12 protein-coding genes and 1 pseudogene are annotated in these 15361 nt (G+C 64.7%); 2 read left to right on the plus strand and 11 right to left on the minus strand.

What is annotated here, in order from left to right; all coding sequences use genetic code 11:
• Window positions 1-2233 (plus strand): TonB-dependent siderophore receptor (locus JaAD80_RS26435; protein ID WP_102299001.1); only part of this gene is annotated, 2233 nt, incomplete at its 5' end.
• Window positions 2234-2244: 11 nt separating this feature from the next.
• Here the strand turns inward: JaAD80_RS26435 and JaAD80_RS26440 are convergent.
• The 11 genes and pseudogenes from JaAD80_RS26440 to JaAD80_RS26490 all read right to left on the minus strand — a co-directional run bounded on the left by JaAD80_RS26440 (window position 2245) and on the right by JaAD80_RS26490 (window position 14607).
• A complete protein-coding gene (locus JaAD80_RS26440) occupies window positions 2245-4032 on the minus strand; it encodes a bifunctional diguanylate cyclase/phosphodiesterase (protein WP_180979603.1) in 1788 nt (595 codons plus the stop codon).
• A 199-nt stretch (window positions 4033-4231) separates the two neighbouring features.
• Window positions 4232-5698 (minus strand): xylulokinase, encoded by a 1467-nt coding sequence (gene xylB / locus JaAD80_RS26445; RefSeq protein WP_102299003.1) that lies wholly within the window; start codon window positions 5696-5698, stop codon window positions 4232-4234.
• Window positions 5699-5729: 31 nt separating this feature from the next.
• The gene (locus JaAD80_RS26450) at window positions 5730-6608 is read right to left on the minus strand and encodes an AraC family transcriptional regulator (protein WP_102299005.1); all 879 of its coding nucleotides are present in this window, start codon (window positions 6606-6608) and stop codon (window positions 5730-5732) included.
• 63 nt (window positions 6609-6671) lie between these two features.
• Window positions 6672-7760: pseudogene (locus tag JaAD80_RS26455) on the minus strand (ABC transporter ATP-binding protein); the annotation flags it as partial.
• Window positions 7761-7762: 2 nt separating this feature from the next.
• Window positions 7763-8803 carry an NAD(P)-dependent alcohol dehydrogenase gene (locus JaAD80_RS26460; protein ID WP_102299009.1) on the minus strand — a complete coding sequence of 347 codons (1041 nt, stop codon included), beginning with the start codon at window positions 8801-8803 and terminating at the stop codon, window positions 7763-7765.
• An 11-nt stretch (window positions 8804-8814) separates the two neighbouring features.
• Window positions 8815-9633 carry a carbohydrate ABC transporter permease gene (locus JaAD80_RS26465; protein ID WP_180979604.1) on the minus strand — a complete coding sequence of 273 codons (819 nt, stop codon included), beginning with the start codon at window positions 9631-9633 and terminating at the stop codon, window positions 8815-8817.
• Window positions 9634-9767: 134 nt separating this feature from the next.
• Window positions 9768-10658 carry a carbohydrate ABC transporter permease gene (locus tag JaAD80_RS26470; protein ID WP_102299012.1) on the minus strand — a complete coding sequence of 297 codons (891 nt, stop codon included), beginning with the start codon at window positions 10656-10658 and terminating at the stop codon, window positions 9768-9770.
• A 127-nt stretch (window positions 10659-10785) separates the two neighbouring features.
• Entirely contained in the window at window positions 10786-12057 is a 1272-nt protein-coding gene (locus tag JaAD80_RS26475) for a sugar ABC transporter substrate-binding protein (protein ID WP_102299014.1), read from the minus strand.
• 137 nt (window positions 12058-12194) lie between these two features.
• The gene (locus JaAD80_RS26480; protein WP_102299016.1) at window positions 12195-12737 is read right to left on the minus strand and encodes a GNAT family N-acetyltransferase; all 543 of its coding nucleotides are present in this window, start codon (window positions 12735-12737) and stop codon (window positions 12195-12197) included.
• Window positions 12734-13252: a GNAT family N-acetyltransferase gene (locus JaAD80_RS26485; RefSeq protein ID WP_102299018.1), complete on the minus strand. Its 519-nt coding sequence runs from the start codon at window positions 13250-13252 to the stop codon at window positions 12734-12736. Before JaAD80_RS26485 ends, JaAD80_RS26480 begins: the two co-directional genes overlap by 4 nt.
• An 80-nt stretch (window positions 13253-13332) precedes the next feature.
• Complete coding sequence (locus JaAD80_RS26490; RefSeq protein WP_102299020.1) at window positions 13333-14607, minus strand: amidohydrolase family protein; 1275 nt, start codon at window positions 14605-14607, stop codon at window positions 13333-13335.
• Between the two features lie 382 nt (window positions 14608-14989).
• Here JaAD80_RS26490 and JaAD80_RS26495 point away from each other — a divergent pair.
• Window positions 14990-15361, plus strand: a 372-nt coding sequence (locus JaAD80_RS26495) for a phasin family protein (RefSeq protein WP_146012549.1), incomplete at its 3' end; no start/stop codon positions are given.

Below are 15361 nucleotides of genomic sequence, written 5' to 3' on the forward strand. Positions count from 1 at the left end.
AGGGGTGCGCACACCGGGCCTGAACGGCAGCTACACGGTGCCGCAGGCGCTGGCCCGCCTGCTGGCCGGCACGGGCCTGGAAGCGCTGCCCAGCGGCGAACGCGGCTACGTGCTGCGCAAGGCGGGTGCTGCCTCCACCGGCGCGCCGATCGCCGCCACCCTGGGTGAAGTGGCCGTCAGTTCCAGCGCCCTGCGCGATGGCACCACAGAGGGCAAGCGCGGCTACGCAGGCCTGACCAGCGCCACCCGCCTGAACCTGTCGCTGCGCGAAACGCCGCAGGCCGTCAGCGTCATCACGCGCCAGCAGATCGACGACCAGGGCTTGCGCACCTTGCAGGACGTGCTGCTGCAGGCGCCCGGCATCACGGTCGACCATTCGTCGAGCACGCGCGAATACGACCAGGTGTTTTCACGCGGTTTTGAAGTCACGTCGTACATGTTCGACGGTATCCCGACCAGCAAGAACCTGGAGGCACGCACCTTCGACATGGCCATCTACGACCGCGTTGAAATCATCCGCGGCGCGACGGGCCTGATCAGCGGCACGGGCAGCCCGTCGGCAGCCATCAACCTGGTGCGCAAGCGTCCGGGCCGCGCGTTTGCCGCCACTGCCGGCGCGCAAGCCGGCTCGTGGGACCGCTACCGCATCGAAGGCGACATCTCGACGCCACTCACGGCCGATGGCAGGGTGCGCGCGCGCATCGTCGCCGCGCATGAAGACCAGCGCTCCTTCATCGACCGCTACCAGCAGAAAAAGGACGTGCTGTACGCCATTGTCGAAGCGGACCTGACACCATCGACGGTGCTCAGCGCCGGCATCAACTACCAGAAGGAAAAACTCAAGGGCGCGGGGCGCGACTTCCCCATGTTCTATGCCGACGGCTCGCAGACGCGCTTCCCCCGCTCGATGAACGGCACGGCCGCGTGGAGCACGTATGACCGCGAACAGAGCATGCTGTTCGCCACGCTCGACCATTATTTCGACAACGACTGGGTCGCCAAGGTGGCCGTGAGCCGCAGCAGCAACCGGTACGATGCCTTGCAGGGCTTTTCCGGCAACGGCTACCCGGACCGTCTGACGGGCGGCGGCATGAAGCTGTGGCTGGCCAACTGGCACAGCAAGCCGCAACAGACCTCGCTCGACGCGTATGTCAGCGGCCCGTTCCAGGCCTTCGGCCGCCAGCATGAACTGGTGCTGGGCGTGAGCGCCTCGGAACTCAAGACGAACAGCCCGATCTATCCGGGCTGGCGCCTCGCCGGCTATGACTATACGGTGCCGGATATCCACGCCTGGAATGGCGACATGCCGGTACCCGACTACAGCGGCACGCGCCTGGGCAGCTCCTACGACAAGGAGCGCGAAAGCGGCGTGTATTCCACCCTGCGCCTGCGTCCGACGCAAGCGCTGTCGGTCATCCTCGGTGCGCGCCTGTCGTACTGGAAGCGCGACATCCGCAGCGATTATTTTGAGGACACGGACCTGTACGACGCGATGCGCGAAAACGGCAAGATCACGCCGTATGCGGGCCTGGTCTACGACCTGGGACGGCACTGGTCGGCCTACGCCAGCTACACCAGCATCTTCACGCCGCAAAGCCAGCGCGACGTCAACAGCCGCTTCCTGGCGCCGCTGGAAGGCAAGAACTATGAAGTGGGTGCCAAGGGGGAATTCTTCGGCGGCAAGCTCACCACCAGCGCCGCCGTGTTCCAGCTGAAGCAGGAAAACCTGGCCGAAGCCGATCCGGGCAACGTCTGGATCATCGGCACGGGCGGCGGCTCCTATGCCTACCACACGGTGAAAGGCGCTACCACGCGCGGTGTCGAGGCGGAAGTGTCGGGCCAGCTGCGCCCGGACTGGCAACTGACGGCCAGCTATGCCTACAGCCGCATCCGCAATGCGGCCGGCGCGCGCATCCAGACCAACCAGCCGCAGAACATGGCCAAGCTGTGGACCACCTGGCGCCTGGCGCAAGGCGTGCCGGGGCTGGTGCTGGGCGGCGGCGTGAACTGGCAGAGCGATATCTACATGGATGACCGCGGGCCGAACGGCGAGCGCTTCACGCAGAAGGCGTATGCGGTGGCGGGACTGATGGCGCAGTACCCGCTCAGCCCGCAGCTGGTGGCGACCCTGAACGTGAACAACGTCTTCGACAAGCAGTACTACTCGACGGGCATGGGCGGCTACTACGGCGATCCGCGCAACGCCATGCTGTCGCTGCGCTACAAGTTCTAGGCTGTTGTACGCTACACGGCGGCGCCGCTCTTGAGCAGCGCCTCGACGCCGTCCGGCGCCATGGCGCGGCCGAGGAAATAGCCGAACGCCTCGTCGCAGCCCATCTCGGCCAGCAGCTCCAGCTGCTCGGCGTTTTCCACGCCGCCGGCGATGGTGCGCAGCCTGAGCGTGTGCGCCATGGCGACGATGGCGCACACCATGGCGCCGTCGCCGCCGGGCTTGCCCAGGTCGTCGATGAAGCATTTTTCGATCTTCACGGCATCCGTGGGAAAGCGCTTCAGGTAGTTCAGCGACGCTTCGCCCGTGCCGAAATCACTGATGGCGATGGCGATGCCCAACTGGCGGAACTGGCGCAGTATCAGCTCGCAATTCTGATTGCTGTCGATCAGGATGGCGGCGGCGATTTCCAGTTCGATGCAGTGGCCGGGCACGCCGGCCGCCTCCAGCGCGGCGGCGAAATTGCGCACGATGTCGCGCTGGTAGAACTGGCGCGCCGACAGGCTGACGGACACCGTCAGCGGCTGCCCCTGTTCGATCCAGCTGCGCGCCTGCTCCACGGCCGTGGCCAGCACCCACGCGCCCACGGGCAGGATCAGGGCGCTTTCTTCAAGCACATGCAAAAAATCGAGCGGCATCATCAGGCCCAGCTCCGGATGCTTCCAGCGCAGCAGCGCCTTCACGCCCGTGATGCTGCGCGTCTGCAAATCCATGCGCGGCTGGTAGTACAGCACGAACTCGTTGCGCTCGAGCGCATGGCGCAACGCTGTCTCGAGGATGGTGCGCGAATAGGACTGCGTCTGCATGCGCGCCGCATAGCGCAGGCAGGTGCCAGGCGCGTGGCGCTTGGCCGCATACATGGCCAGGTCGGCTTTCTCGATCAGCGCATTGACGTCATCGTCGTCATCCGGATACAGGGCCACGCCCACGCTGGCCGCCACCGTCAGGCTGTATTCGCCGATGACGAAGGGGGCGGCGATGGCGCCGACGATTTTCTCGGCTACCCGCTCGGCATCCTGCGCCGTGCGCAGCTCCGTCAGCAAGATGATGAATTCATCGCCGCCCTGGCGCGCCACCGTGTCGACCTTGCGCACGCACTGCTGTACCCGGCGCGCGAACTCCGTCAGCACCTGGTCGCCCACGTCGTGCCCCAGACTGTCGTTGATGGCCTTGAAGCGGTCGATGTCGACGAACAGCACCGCGAGCAAACCCTGGTGGCGGCGCGCATAGGCGATGCCGTGCTCGAAGCGGATCTGGAAATGCAGGCGGTTCGGCAGTCCCGTCAAGCCATCGTGATGGGCGATGAACTCCAATTGCTGCTCGGCGCGCCGGCGGGCCGACACGTCGTGCAGCAGCAGCACCGCGCCGCCCTGCGCCAGCGGCGCGCAGCTGTACTGCACGTCGATGCGCTTGCCATCGAGATGGCGCAGCAGCACGGCGCCGCGCGCCACTTCCAGCACTTCCTGCTGCGCCACGCACTCGCGCACCTGGCGCGCCGCGTCGATCGGCGTGCCATCGTGGAACAGCGGCAGCAGCTGCGACACGGGCAAGCCCAGGCCATCGGCGGGCAGCAGGCCGCCCAGGGCACTGGCGCGGGGATTCAGGTACTGCACCACGCCTTCCCGGTCGGTGCCGATGACAGCCGCCGGCAAGGCATCGAGCAGCGCCAGCCCGCGCGCCTGCAGCATGGCGCTGGTGGCGTGGCGCCGGCGCCAGCCCCGCGCGGCATGCCACTGGCACGCCAGCAGCACGCTCAGCACGACGGCCAGGAACAGGCACAGCGCCAGCAGCAGCGCCGTCATGGGTCACCCGGCAGGCGGAAAGTCGGCAACATGGTTTTCCTTTGCAAGGCGCGCCATGCGGCCCGGCGCAAATACATGCGGAAAGGAAATAGTATAAGAATTCAGGCGGGATTTTTCGCTGATCGGGGGCCGCTTGACTGGCATCAAGCGGCACGCGAGGGAATGCCGTAAGCCCGGCGACAGCCAGGCTGCAATACCGCTACCTCGCCGCACCCGCAAACTCCTCGCGCAGCAGCGGATACAAACGCCGGTAGCGCGCCAGGCGCTCATCTAGCACGCCGCTGGCCTGCGGCGCGATGCTCTCCTGCACGGCCGGACGCGTGCACACCTGCGCGGGCGGCAAGCCCGTCACCGCCATCTGCGCCAGGCGCGCCGCGCCCAGGGTGCCGCCAGCTACGCCATGGTCGTGGCGCAGCACGTGCAAGCCCGAGGCATTCGCGCACAGCTGCGCCCAGAAGCGGCTGCGCGAGCCACCGCCGACGAACGACGCTTCCTGCAACTGCGTGCCGGCGCTGCGCAGGGCCGCATTGCCATCGGCCATGGCAAAGGCCACGCCTTCCATCACGCTGTAAGCCAGTTCCGCGCGCCCGTGTTCCGTCGACAAACCGAAAAACACCCCGCGCGCCGTGGCGTCGTTATGCGGCGTGCGCTCGCCGCTCAAATACGGCAGGAAGACGGGCGCCGTGCGCGCCTCGACGCTTTCCGCCAGCGCCACCAATTCTCCGATGTCGGACGACTGCGTCAGCCGCGCCACCCAACTGAGGCTGGAGGCTGCGCTGAGGATCACGCTCATCTGGTGCCAGCGCTCGGGCAGGCAATGGCAGAACGCGTGCACGCCCTGGCCAGGATTGGGCGCGAAGCCGTCGCTGCCCGCGAACAGCACGCCGGAAGTGCCCAGCGACAGCAGGCCGGCACCCGGCTCCACCACGCCCAGGCCGACGGCGGCGGCCGCATTATCGCCCGCGCCGCCGGCCAGCAGCACCGGGTGCGCGATGCCCCATTCCTGGCACAGCGACGGGCGCACCTGCGCGGCCGCGGCGCTGCCCTCGACCAGGCGCGGCATGTGTTCGCGCGACAGGCCGGTGGCAGCCAGCATGCGCTCGGACCAGTCGCGCCTGGCCACGTCCAGCCACAAGGTGCCGGAAGCGTCGGACATGTCGGACACATACTCGCCCGTCAGGCGCAGCGCCACGTAATCCTTGGGCAGCAAGACCTTGGCCGTGGCGCGGAACAGCGACGGCTCGTATTTTTGCAGCCAGAGCAGCTTGGGCGCCGTGAAACCGGGCATGGCCTGGTTGCCCGTGATGGCGCGCGATTCGGGCACCAGTGCTTCCAGTTCCACGCATTCGGCAAACGCGCGCGTGTCGTTCCACAGGATGGCCGCGCGCAGCACGTGCTGCTGCTTGTCGAGCAAGGTGGCGCCATGCATCTGACCCGACAGCGCGATGCCGCGCAGGCCGGAAAACGCCACCGGCTGCGCGGCACGGATGGCGGCGATGACGTCCAGGGTGGCGTGCCACCAGTCTTCGGGATTCTGTTCCGACCAGCCGGGGTGCGGGCTGGAGACGCGCAGGGTCACGCCGGCGCTGGCGAGGATGGCTTGCGCGTCATCCGTGAGGATGGCCTTGACTTCGGAAGTGCCGATATCGATACCGAGATATGTCACGATGGTTCCATAAAAAAAGTGAAAAAGGCCGTCAGGAAAACGACTCGGGCATGTTCATGTGCAGGCAGGAGCGGAATTTCGACGGCGACATCTGCTTGTGCGCCAAAAACTGGCGGTTGAAATTGGAGAGATTGTTGAACCCCGTGCGGTAGCAGATATCCGTGACCTTCATGTCCGTATTCATCAGCAGCTCGCAGGCCAGCGCGATGCGTTCCTGGTTGACGTAATGGATGAAGGAGGTGCCCGTATGCTTGCGGAAGAAACGCGTGAATTTCAAGGTGTTCATTTCCGCCACGTCGGCCACGTCCTGCTCGCAGAAATCCAGGGTAATGTTTTGCTTGATGTAGGCCAGCACCAGGTTGATGGTCGAGGACATGTAGCGTCCCGCCTGCGCCAGGTAGTTGACACTGGCCAGCGGACGCCTTTCGCGGCAGTCGCACAGGTCGCCGAACAGGCGCGCGAACAGTTCCACGCGGCGCGGACCCTGCGCCGTCGTCAGCTCGGCCAGCAGCGGCGCCAGACGCAGGCCCAGCGCATCGGGAAACTGCAAGCCCCTGCCCGCCTCGCCCAGCAGGGTTTTCAGCGGCGCCATTTCCGGAAACAGCAGTGCACAGCGCTCGACGAAGTCGCTGGAAAACTGCAGCACCAGGTCGCGCGCAGGCAGCTGCACGCCTTCGGCCAGTTCGCTGACCCAGTTGTGCGGCAAATTCGGCCCCGTCAGCACCAGGTTGCCGGGCGCATAGCTGCCGATATGGTCGCCGACAAAGAATTTCCCCGTCGACGTGGTGATGATGTGCAGTTCATATTCAGGATGAAAATGCCATTTCGCCACCGCATGCGGATAGCCGTGCGCCCACGCGCGAAACGATTCGTGGATCGGTTTGTGGATCAGTTCCAGGTCAGGCGTCACGGCAGTTCCCTTGCACGGTCTCGGTCACCTATTCTAACGACTTCAGCCCGCGGCCACTGCCAGGCCGCTGTCGGCGTCGAACAGGTGCATGTGTTCTTCGTCGAAAGCCAGTGCCAGGGTCTGGCCCACCTGCGCCGCGCTGTTGGCCGCATTCGCCGGCAGCAGGGCCGACAAGGTCAAGGCGCCGCACTGGAAACTGATCAGCGCTTCGGCGCCCAGCAGCTCCACCAGATCGATGGCGCACGCCAGGCCATGCGTGCCCGCAGCTTCCTGCTGCTGCGCCGCCCGCAAGTGGTTCGGCCGCAGGCCAAACACCACGCGGCCACCCGCCGGCAACGCGGCGAAGCGGGGTGAGACGAGCGGCCAGCGGTAGCCGGCGCACACGAGCAGCGTTTGCCCGTTTTCTTTCTCGATCACGCCATCGATGAAGTTCATGGCAGGGGTGCCGATAAACCCTGCCGCGAACAGGGTGCGCGGATGGTTGTACAGCTGTGCCGGCGTGCCGATCTGCTCGATATGCCCGCCCTTCATCAGCACCACCCGGTCGGCCAGGGTCATGGCTTCGAGCTGGTCATGCGTGACGTACAGGGTGGTGGTGCGCAGGCGGCGGTGCAGGCGCTTGATGTCGGCGCGCAGCTGCGCGCGCAGCTTGGCGTCCAGGTTCGACAGCGGCTCGTCGAACAGGAACACTTGCGGCGTCTTGATCATGGCGCGCGCAATGGCCGTGCGCTGCTGCTGGCCGCCCGACATGGCGCGCGGCTTGCGCTCGAGCAGGCTGTCCAGGCTGAGGATGGCTGCCACCTCGCGCACGCGGCGCTCGATCTCGTCGTTCGGCACCTTCAGGCGGCGCAGGCCGAAGGCAATATTGTCGTACACCGTCATGTGCGGATACAGCGCGTAGTTCTGGAACACCATCGCCACGTTGCGCGCGCGCGGCGGCAGGTCGTTGACGATGGCGCCGCCGATATGCAGCTCGCCGCCGCTGATGTCTTCCAGACCCGCGATCATGCGCAGCAGGGTCGATTTGCCGCAGCCCGATGGCCCCAGCAGGACGATGAATTCGCCGTCGTCGATCTCCAGGTCGAACGGCTGCAGCACGGCCGTCTTCTGGTCATAAGTCTTGTGCAGCTGCCTGCAAGCGATGTTTGCCATGGTTACGCTCCTGCCAGTTCGATCTGGATCTTGACGTCGCGCGGATGGCCCTTGGCCGCTTCCTCGAACGCCTGCACGCCATCGGCAAAGCCGAAGGTGCGCGAAATGAAAGGCTTGACGTCGATCTTGCCGGAAGCGAGCAAGGCGATCGCGCGCGGGAAGATGTTTGCGTAGCGGAAGACCGACTCGATGCGCACTTCCTTGGCCTGGATGGCGACAATATCGAAGGGTACGTTCTCGGGCGGCATGCCGACCAGCACCAGGCAGCCGTTCGGGCATAGCAGGCCGGTGATGTTGTCGTAGGCGCGCATGCTGCCGCTGGCTTCAAAGACGATGTCGGCGCCCCAGCCTTCCGTCAGTTCACTCACCGTCTCCGCCAGGCTGGCGTGGCGCACGTCGACCGTGGTCACGGCAGGATTGTCCGCGAACAGGGCCAGTTTTTCCGGCACCAGGTCGGCCAGGATCACGCGCGAGCAGCCGCCCGCCAGTGCCGCCAGGGTGTTCATGGCGCCGATGGTGCCGGCGCCGATCACCACCGCCACGTCGCCCGGCTTGATGGCGGCCTTTTTCGCCGCCTGCAGGCCGATGGCCAGCGGTTCGACGATGGCGCCTTCGCCGAAGCTGACGTTGTCGGGCAGCTTGAAGGTGAACGAGGCCGGGTGCACGACATACGGCGTGAGGCAGCCGTGGATGGGCGGCGTGGCCCAAAAGCGCACGGCAGGATCAAGGTTGTACAGGCCGCGCATGGTGGCCGGCGAATCGAACTGCGGCACGCCCGGCTCCATGCAAACGCGGTCGCCCACCTTCAGGTGCGTCACTTCATCGCCCACTTCCGCCACCACGCCGGACGCCTCGTGGCCCAGCACCATCGGCGCTTCGACGGCGAACGGGCCGATCTTGCCATGTTTGAAGTAATGCACGTCGCTGCCGCAGATGCCCACGGTGTGTATCCTGATTTTCACGTCGCGCGGGCCGACGACGAGCGGCATGTCGATGTCGCGCAGGGTGATTTTTTTCGCCTGTTCCAGTACGAGAGCTTGCATGATGGGATTCCTTATTTATGTTTGAGCATGGAGTTGAGCAGCCGTCCCAGGATGCCGACGAACAGCAGCGGCGGCAGCGCCAGCAGCACGGTGGAGGCGTTCACCACGCCCCACGGCACTTCCTGGCCCATCGAGGTAAACGCCGACGCCACCACGGGTAATGTCATGCTTTTCGAGGAGGTGAGCGCCAGCGCGATCATCAGTTCATTCCAGACCAGCACGAAGCTGAAGACGATGCCGCCCATCAGGGTTTTCGACGCCACCGGCAGGGCCACGTACCAGAACACCTGGTAGGGGCCATAGCCGTCCAGCGCGGCCGCTTCCTCGATCTCTTTCGGAATGCGGGCAAAGGCGGGAATCGACAGCCAGATGATGGTCGACAGCGTCACCAGCAGATACGTCACCACCATCGACAGGCGCGAGTCGTACAGCCCCAGGTCGATCCAGATCGAGATCAGTGGAATGGCGACGGCGACCGGCGGCAAAAAGCGCAGCGACAGCAGGAAGAACTGGATATCCTTCTTGGCCGGTATCGGATAGCGGGCGATCGCATACGCGGCCGGCACGCCCAGCACGGCACCCAGCAGCACGGCCACGCCGACGATGGCCACGCTGTTGCCCAGCCCCGTGAGTACCTCGGGACTGGCCAGCACCTGCTGGTAGTTGGCCAGTGTCGGGCTGAAGAAAAAGCGCGGCACGGGCGTGACGATGTCCATCAGCTCCTTGAAGGAATTGAGCACGGCCCACAGGATGGGGAACAGCGCCACCAGCACGATCGCTGTGGTGATGGCGGTGGTGGCGACGGCGCTGGCGCCGCCCGGGGTGCGCAGCACCCTAAGACACCTGACAAAACCGTTGCGAGCAGATGTGAGTTGTGGCTGAGAAGCGGAGCTGTGCGCATGCACAGTGAGCACCGGAGGCCGCAAATCGCGCTGCGCAGTAGGTTTGGCTAGGGTGTTCTTAGTCAGTTTTCCCATTTGGCGACCCGCTTCCAGAGTAAGGTGAAAATAACGGTCGTGGCCAGCATCATCAGCACGGCCATGCTGGAGGCGTATGACACCTTGCCCATCAGGCCGATGCCCTGCGCATACGCGTACATGTCCAGCGTTTCCGTGGAAATGCCGGGGCCGCCCTTGGTCATCACGTAGATCAGGTCAAACGAGCGCAGCGACTCGACCATCTTGATGAACACCAGGCTCATGATGGGTACCTTGAGCATCGGCAGCGCAATGTAGGCATACACCTGCAAGGTGCTGGCGTAGTCGAGGCGCGCCGCTTCCAGCGGTTCGCCGGGCAGGGTTTCCAGCAGCTTCAGGATCACGGCGCCAAAGAACAGGCCCCACTGCCAGATGTCGACCAGCGCCACCGCGTACAGGGCCGTGGCGGGATCGGACAGCAGGGCCGTGCCGCCCAGGCCCACGCATTCGAGCATCCAGTTCAATATGCCCATCAGCGGCGAATACATGAACTTCCAGAGGAAGGCGGCCGAGACGCGCGGCAGCAGCACGGGCACGATCAAGAGCAGCGCGATGACGTCCCGCGTGCGGCCCTTCACTTTTTCAAACAGGAACACGGCCAGCAGCACGCCGACAATCAGCGAGCCGGCCACGGTGACCACTTCCCAGATGGCCGATACCTGCACGGCATTGACGAAGCGGCGGTCGCCAAACAGGCGGATAAAATTGGCCAGGCCCACATACTCGCTGTCGCTGTAGCGCAGCACGCGGTTTTGCAGGGCCAGGTTGATGGCGGCGATGCTGGGCACCAGGCCCAGCACCAGCAGGACCAGCAGCGGCAAGGTGAGGAACACCGCCGGCAGCCAGGTGTGGCGTTTTTTACGGATGGTATGCGGCATGGGAATCAGCTTTCAGGCTCGTACGTTAGCGTCATTTTTCACCCCAAAGGCGAGGACTGGGGTCGGACCCTCAGGGACTAGGCGTCCCCGTCCGACCCCGGCTGTGCAGATGTTGGGGTGAAGGAATTTACTTACGCTTCTTCGCCCGCGAAACTACCTCGGTCGCGTACTCATTCGCCTCATCGAGCGCGCTTTGCACGTCGCCGCGCGTGCCGGTAAACACTTCTTCCAGCACCACGCCCAGGTTGTCGCCGATGTCCGGCCACTCGGGGCTAGGCCAGATGGTGACGCGCGAGACGGGCGTGGTGTCCGTCAGGCCCGCCTGGATCTGCGGCTTGACGTGCTTGCGGAAGTAGTCGCTGTTGATGGTGCTGCTGCGGTTGTAGTCGCTGAAGACGTTGTCCTTCAGGCGCGCCTGTTCCTGCTCCTTGCCCGTGGCGAAAGCGATGAACTTGCCGGCTGCCTGGCGCGTGCATTCATCCTTCGCGCCCGTGGCGGAGATGGCCAGGCCGTGGCCATACGCGGCCGACGCCAGCGGCGCGGGCGGGCGCACATAGCCGACCTTGTCGACCACCGAGGATTTTTTCGGGTCTTCCATCCAGTCGGCAAACGGCGTCGACTCGATCATGAAGGCCACCTTGCCCGACCTGAACGCTTCGAGCGCGTTGCTCCAGTCGTAGGTGGCGCCGCCCGGCGGCGAATACTTGAACAGGTCGCGGTACAGGGTGGTGGCTTTCACGGCCTGCGGCGAATTGAAGGTCGGCACGCCGTCCTTTTCCCACTTGCCGCCGGCGGCCAGCATGAACGGCGACCAGCGCCAGACATTCATGCCCGAGCCGCGCTGGCCCCGCGCCGCCCAGCCGTACATGTTCGGCGGGCTGTTCATTTTCTTCACCGCGGCAACCAGTTCGTCGAGCGTCTTCGGCACGGCGATGCCGGCCTTTTCCAGCAGGTCGCGGCGATAAAACAGGAAGTCGCTGCCGCCGATCAGGGGCGCGAAATACGCCACGCCCTTGTACGAGGCGACGGCGCGGCGGCCCGGCAGGAAGTCCTCGTAGTCGGCTTCCTTGGGCAGGTACTTGAGCAGGGGGACGACCCAGCCTGCCGTGGCAAATTCGGCCACGTTGGCTTCGTCGATGTAATAGATCTGGTAGGAGCCGGCCTTGGTGGAGGCATCGAGGCGGGCTTTCGAGCGGCGGTCGTTTTCGCCGAAATAGCTGATTTGTACTTTGGTGCCGCTTTTCTTTTCATACTCGGCGAGGGACTTTTCCATCACCGTCAGGCCCAGGCTTTTTTGCGCCAGCACCTTGATCACGGGCACCGAGCAGCTTTGCGCCAAAGCGTCTGCAAACCCGGCGGACATGAGGGCGCCCCATGCAACAGCAGTCATGATTTTCATAACACGTCTCCATTTTTATAGTCCGGCGGTTTTCCACCGGTATGCCAACTATAAAAACAAAGACCGCGTGCCACCACTACAAAAGACGCGGCTTTCTAAATACTTTTTTTCACTTCGCTGTGACGGATTTTGCCGCCTCAATCCAGGCGAAAATCCTTGCGGTAGATATTCGTCTCCCGGCCCTCGGGCGGCAGGCGCGAGAAACGCTCGAAGCGCAGGCCCAGCTTGTTGAGCAGGTTGATCGACGCCTGGTTCTGCTGCGAGGTGATGCCGTACAGGGTGCGCAGGCCCAGCACCTGCTGCGCATGCCGCACGATGGCCGCCGCCGCTTCCCAGGCATAGCCCTGGCCCCAGTAGGCGGGCCGGATGGCGTAGCCGATATCGGGGCCGGGCAGGCTGTCGCGGCGTACCAGGCCGGCCATGCCCACTGGCGCGCCATCGCTGCGCTGCTCGACGATGTACAGGGAGTAGCCATGCGCGCGGAACTGCGCCATGGGCCCCGCTTCCAGCGCCGCGCGGGCCGCTTCCAGCGTATGGATATTGCGCTGGCCGATGTTGGCGATCCACGACGGGTCGTTGACCAGTTCCATGTAGAAGGCTGCATCGTCCGGCGTGGCGGTGCGCAGGCGCAAGCGGGGTGTTTCGATGATGGTCAGCGCTTCGGTCATGGCGGCGCTCATGCTGGCCACTGCATCGGGTCGGTCAGCAGCTGGTACATCACGTAGGCGTCGACATAGCCCAGGTGCGCATGGCGGTAGGCCAGCGGCAGGGTGCCGATGATGCTAAAGCCCAGCTTTTTCCACAGGGTGACGGCGGCCAGGTTGGTGCTGACGACAAAGTTGAACTGCATCGCCAGGAAGCCGGCGCGGCGCGCTTCTTCCATGCAGTGCACGCCCAGCATGCGGCCCACGCCCACGCCCTGGGCGGCCGGGTCGACCATGAACGAGGCGTTGGCCACGTGCGATCCATGGCCCGGCTGGTTGGCCACCAGCTTGTACATGCCCAGCAGGCGCTCCGCGCCCATCATGGCGACGAAGCTTTGCACGCCGGGGCCGAACCAGTAGGTGCGGCATTCTTCGCGCGTCGTATTGGCGGGAAAAGGGTAGGTATCGCCGCCGGCGACCAGGGTATGGAAAATCTCCCACATGGCGTCGAAGTCGGATTCCCGTGCGGGTCGGATGTCAATTTCTTTCAAGGTCTAGCTCCGGCAGCATTAGTGTGCAACGATTGTCGGGGATTTGTACCACCTCGTCCAGTGGCGCACGCCTGCATGGATCAGCGGCCGAGGCGGAAATTCACGCTGTCGGGCCGCCCCGGCAGGTGCAGGCGCGACGCGGCGCGCGGCGCCTCGCTGACGATTTTCCCGCGCCGCAGCACCAGGCGCCGCGCCGCGCGCAGGCGCAGCGCTTCCACGGTACTGCCGCAATCGAGGATCAGCAAGTCCGCATGGCAGCCGGGCGCGATGCCATAGCCGTCCAGGCCCAGGATGGCCGCCGGCGTCTCGGTGACGGCCAGGAAGCAGTCGTGCATGGCTTGCTGGCCCGTCATCTGCGCCACGTGCAGTCCCATGTGCGCCACTTCCAGCATGTCGCCCGAGCCAAGGCTGTACCACGGGTCCATCACGCAGTCGTGGCCAAAGGCGACGGGGATGCCGGCGGCCAGCATCTCGGGCACGCGCGTCATGCCGCGCCGTTTCGGATAGCTGTCGTGGCGGCCCTGCAGGGTGATGTTGATGAGCGGGTTGGCGATCGCCGCCACGCCCGCCTCGCGGATCAGGGGCAGCAGTTTGCTGACATAGTAATTGTCCATCGAGTGCATGGACGTCAGGTGCGAACCCGTCACCCTGCCCTGCATGCCAAGGCGCTGGCTGTGAAAAGCCAGGGTTTCGATGTGGCGCGACAGCGGGTCGTCCGACTCGTCGCAATGCATATCCACCATCAGGCCGCGCTCACAGGCGAATTCGCACAGCAGGCGCACGGATTCCGCGCCGTCGGCCATGGTGCGCTCGAAGTGCGGGATGCCGCCCACCACGTCGACGCCCATGGCAATGGCGCGCTTCAGGTTATCGAAGGCACCGGGGCTGCGCAAAATGCCATCCTGCGGAAAGGCCACCAGCTGCAGGTCGAGATACGGCGCCACCTGGCGCTTGACGTCGAGCAGCGCTTCGACGGCCAGCAGGCGCGGATCGCAGATATCCACGTGCGAGCGGATGGCCAGCAGGCCGCGCGCCACGGCCCAGTCGCAATACTGCAAGGCCCGTTCGATCAGCGCATCCTGCGTCAGCTGCGGTTTCAGTTCGCCCCACAGCGCGATGCCTTCGAGCAGGGTGCCGGACGCATTCACGCGCGGCAGGCCGTAGCTGAGCGTGGCATCCATGTGAAAGTGGGCGTCGACGAATGGCGGCGTGACCAGGTCGCCGGCCGCGTCGATCTCCTGCGCGCCCGTCACGGGCAAGACGGCGCCGACGGCGGCGATGCGGCCGCCTTCGATGGCGATATCGATGGCGCGGCGCCCATCGGGCAGACTGGCATTGCGGATGACGACATCCATGCGCTTACTCCTTGCTTGACTATCTAAGCGGCTGCTGCAGCCGCCGGGCATTTTACTGGCTTCCCAGGATTTGCTGCACCGCAAGAATATGGCGACTGGCAAAAGCATAGCCATAGATACACATCGGTCGCCTTGCGCGCGCGCAAACTTTGCGCAAACGCTGACAGGCTGATGAATACAGGCAGCACACCCCTGGCACGTTTAAGAAAAATAACTTTCAACCAACTCGAATCACCGCTAGAATATTCATATTGCGTTGCATCATAATCAGGCTTCATTGGCTATTCAGCACGCTACCTACTTTACAAAACGCGGCCAACTCTGGTGTTCGGGATTTTGCAGAGCGTTTTGCCAGCATTTTAATCCGTACAAGGGAGTAAATATGTTTCCAATTCCTGAACAATTTTCCGAGGCCGCAAAATCGCAACTGGAAAGCCAGTTACAGATTTTCAACACCCTGACGAATAAAGTCTTTGAAAGCGCCGAAAAAATCATCGCCTTGAACCTGAATGCAGGCAAGGCCGCCCTGTCGCACACGGCGGAAACGGCGCAGCACCTGCTGGAAACGCAGGATCCGCGCGATTTCTTCAGCTACAGCACCAGCCAGGCGCAGCCGAATATCGAAAGCGTGCTGGCGTATAGCCGCCAGCTGTTCGGCATCGCCTCCAGCACCCAGGCCGAATTGCTGGCCTCGGCCCAGGCCCGCCTCGACGCGGCCGCGCCCGCAACCGCCCCTGCCGCGCCCACCGCAGTG

Origin of the sequence: Janthinobacterium sp. AD80, from assembly GCF_002878455.1 — a bacterium.
GTDB lineage: Bacteria > Pseudomonadota > Gammaproteobacteria > Burkholderiales > Burkholderiaceae_D > Janthinobacterium.

Coding starts and splice junctions, on each gene's coding strand:
- JaAD80_RS26440 (WP_180979603.1), bottom strand. CDS start 4,032: ATGACGGCGCTGCTGCTGGCGCTGTGCCTGTTCCTGGCCGTCGTGCTG.
- JaAD80_RS26470 (WP_102299012.1), bottom strand. CDS start 10,658: ATGCCGCATACCATCCGTAAAAAACGCCACACCTGGCTGCCGGCGGTG.
- JaAD80_RS26475 (WP_102299014.1), bottom strand. CDS start 12,057: ATGAAAATCATGACTGCTGTTGCATGGGGCGCCCTCATGTCCGCCGGG.
- JaAD80_RS26480 (WP_102299016.1), bottom strand. CDS start 12,737: ATGAGCGCCGCCATGACCGAAGCGCTGACCATCATCGAAACACCCCGC.
- JaAD80_RS26460 (WP_102299009.1), bottom strand. CDS start 8,803: ATGCAAGCTCTCGTACTGGAACAGGCGAAAAAAATCACCCTGCGCGAC.
- JaAD80_RS26490 (WP_102299020.1), bottom strand. CDS start 14,607: ATGGATGTCGTCATCCGCAATGCCAGTCTGCCCGATGGGCGCCGCGCC.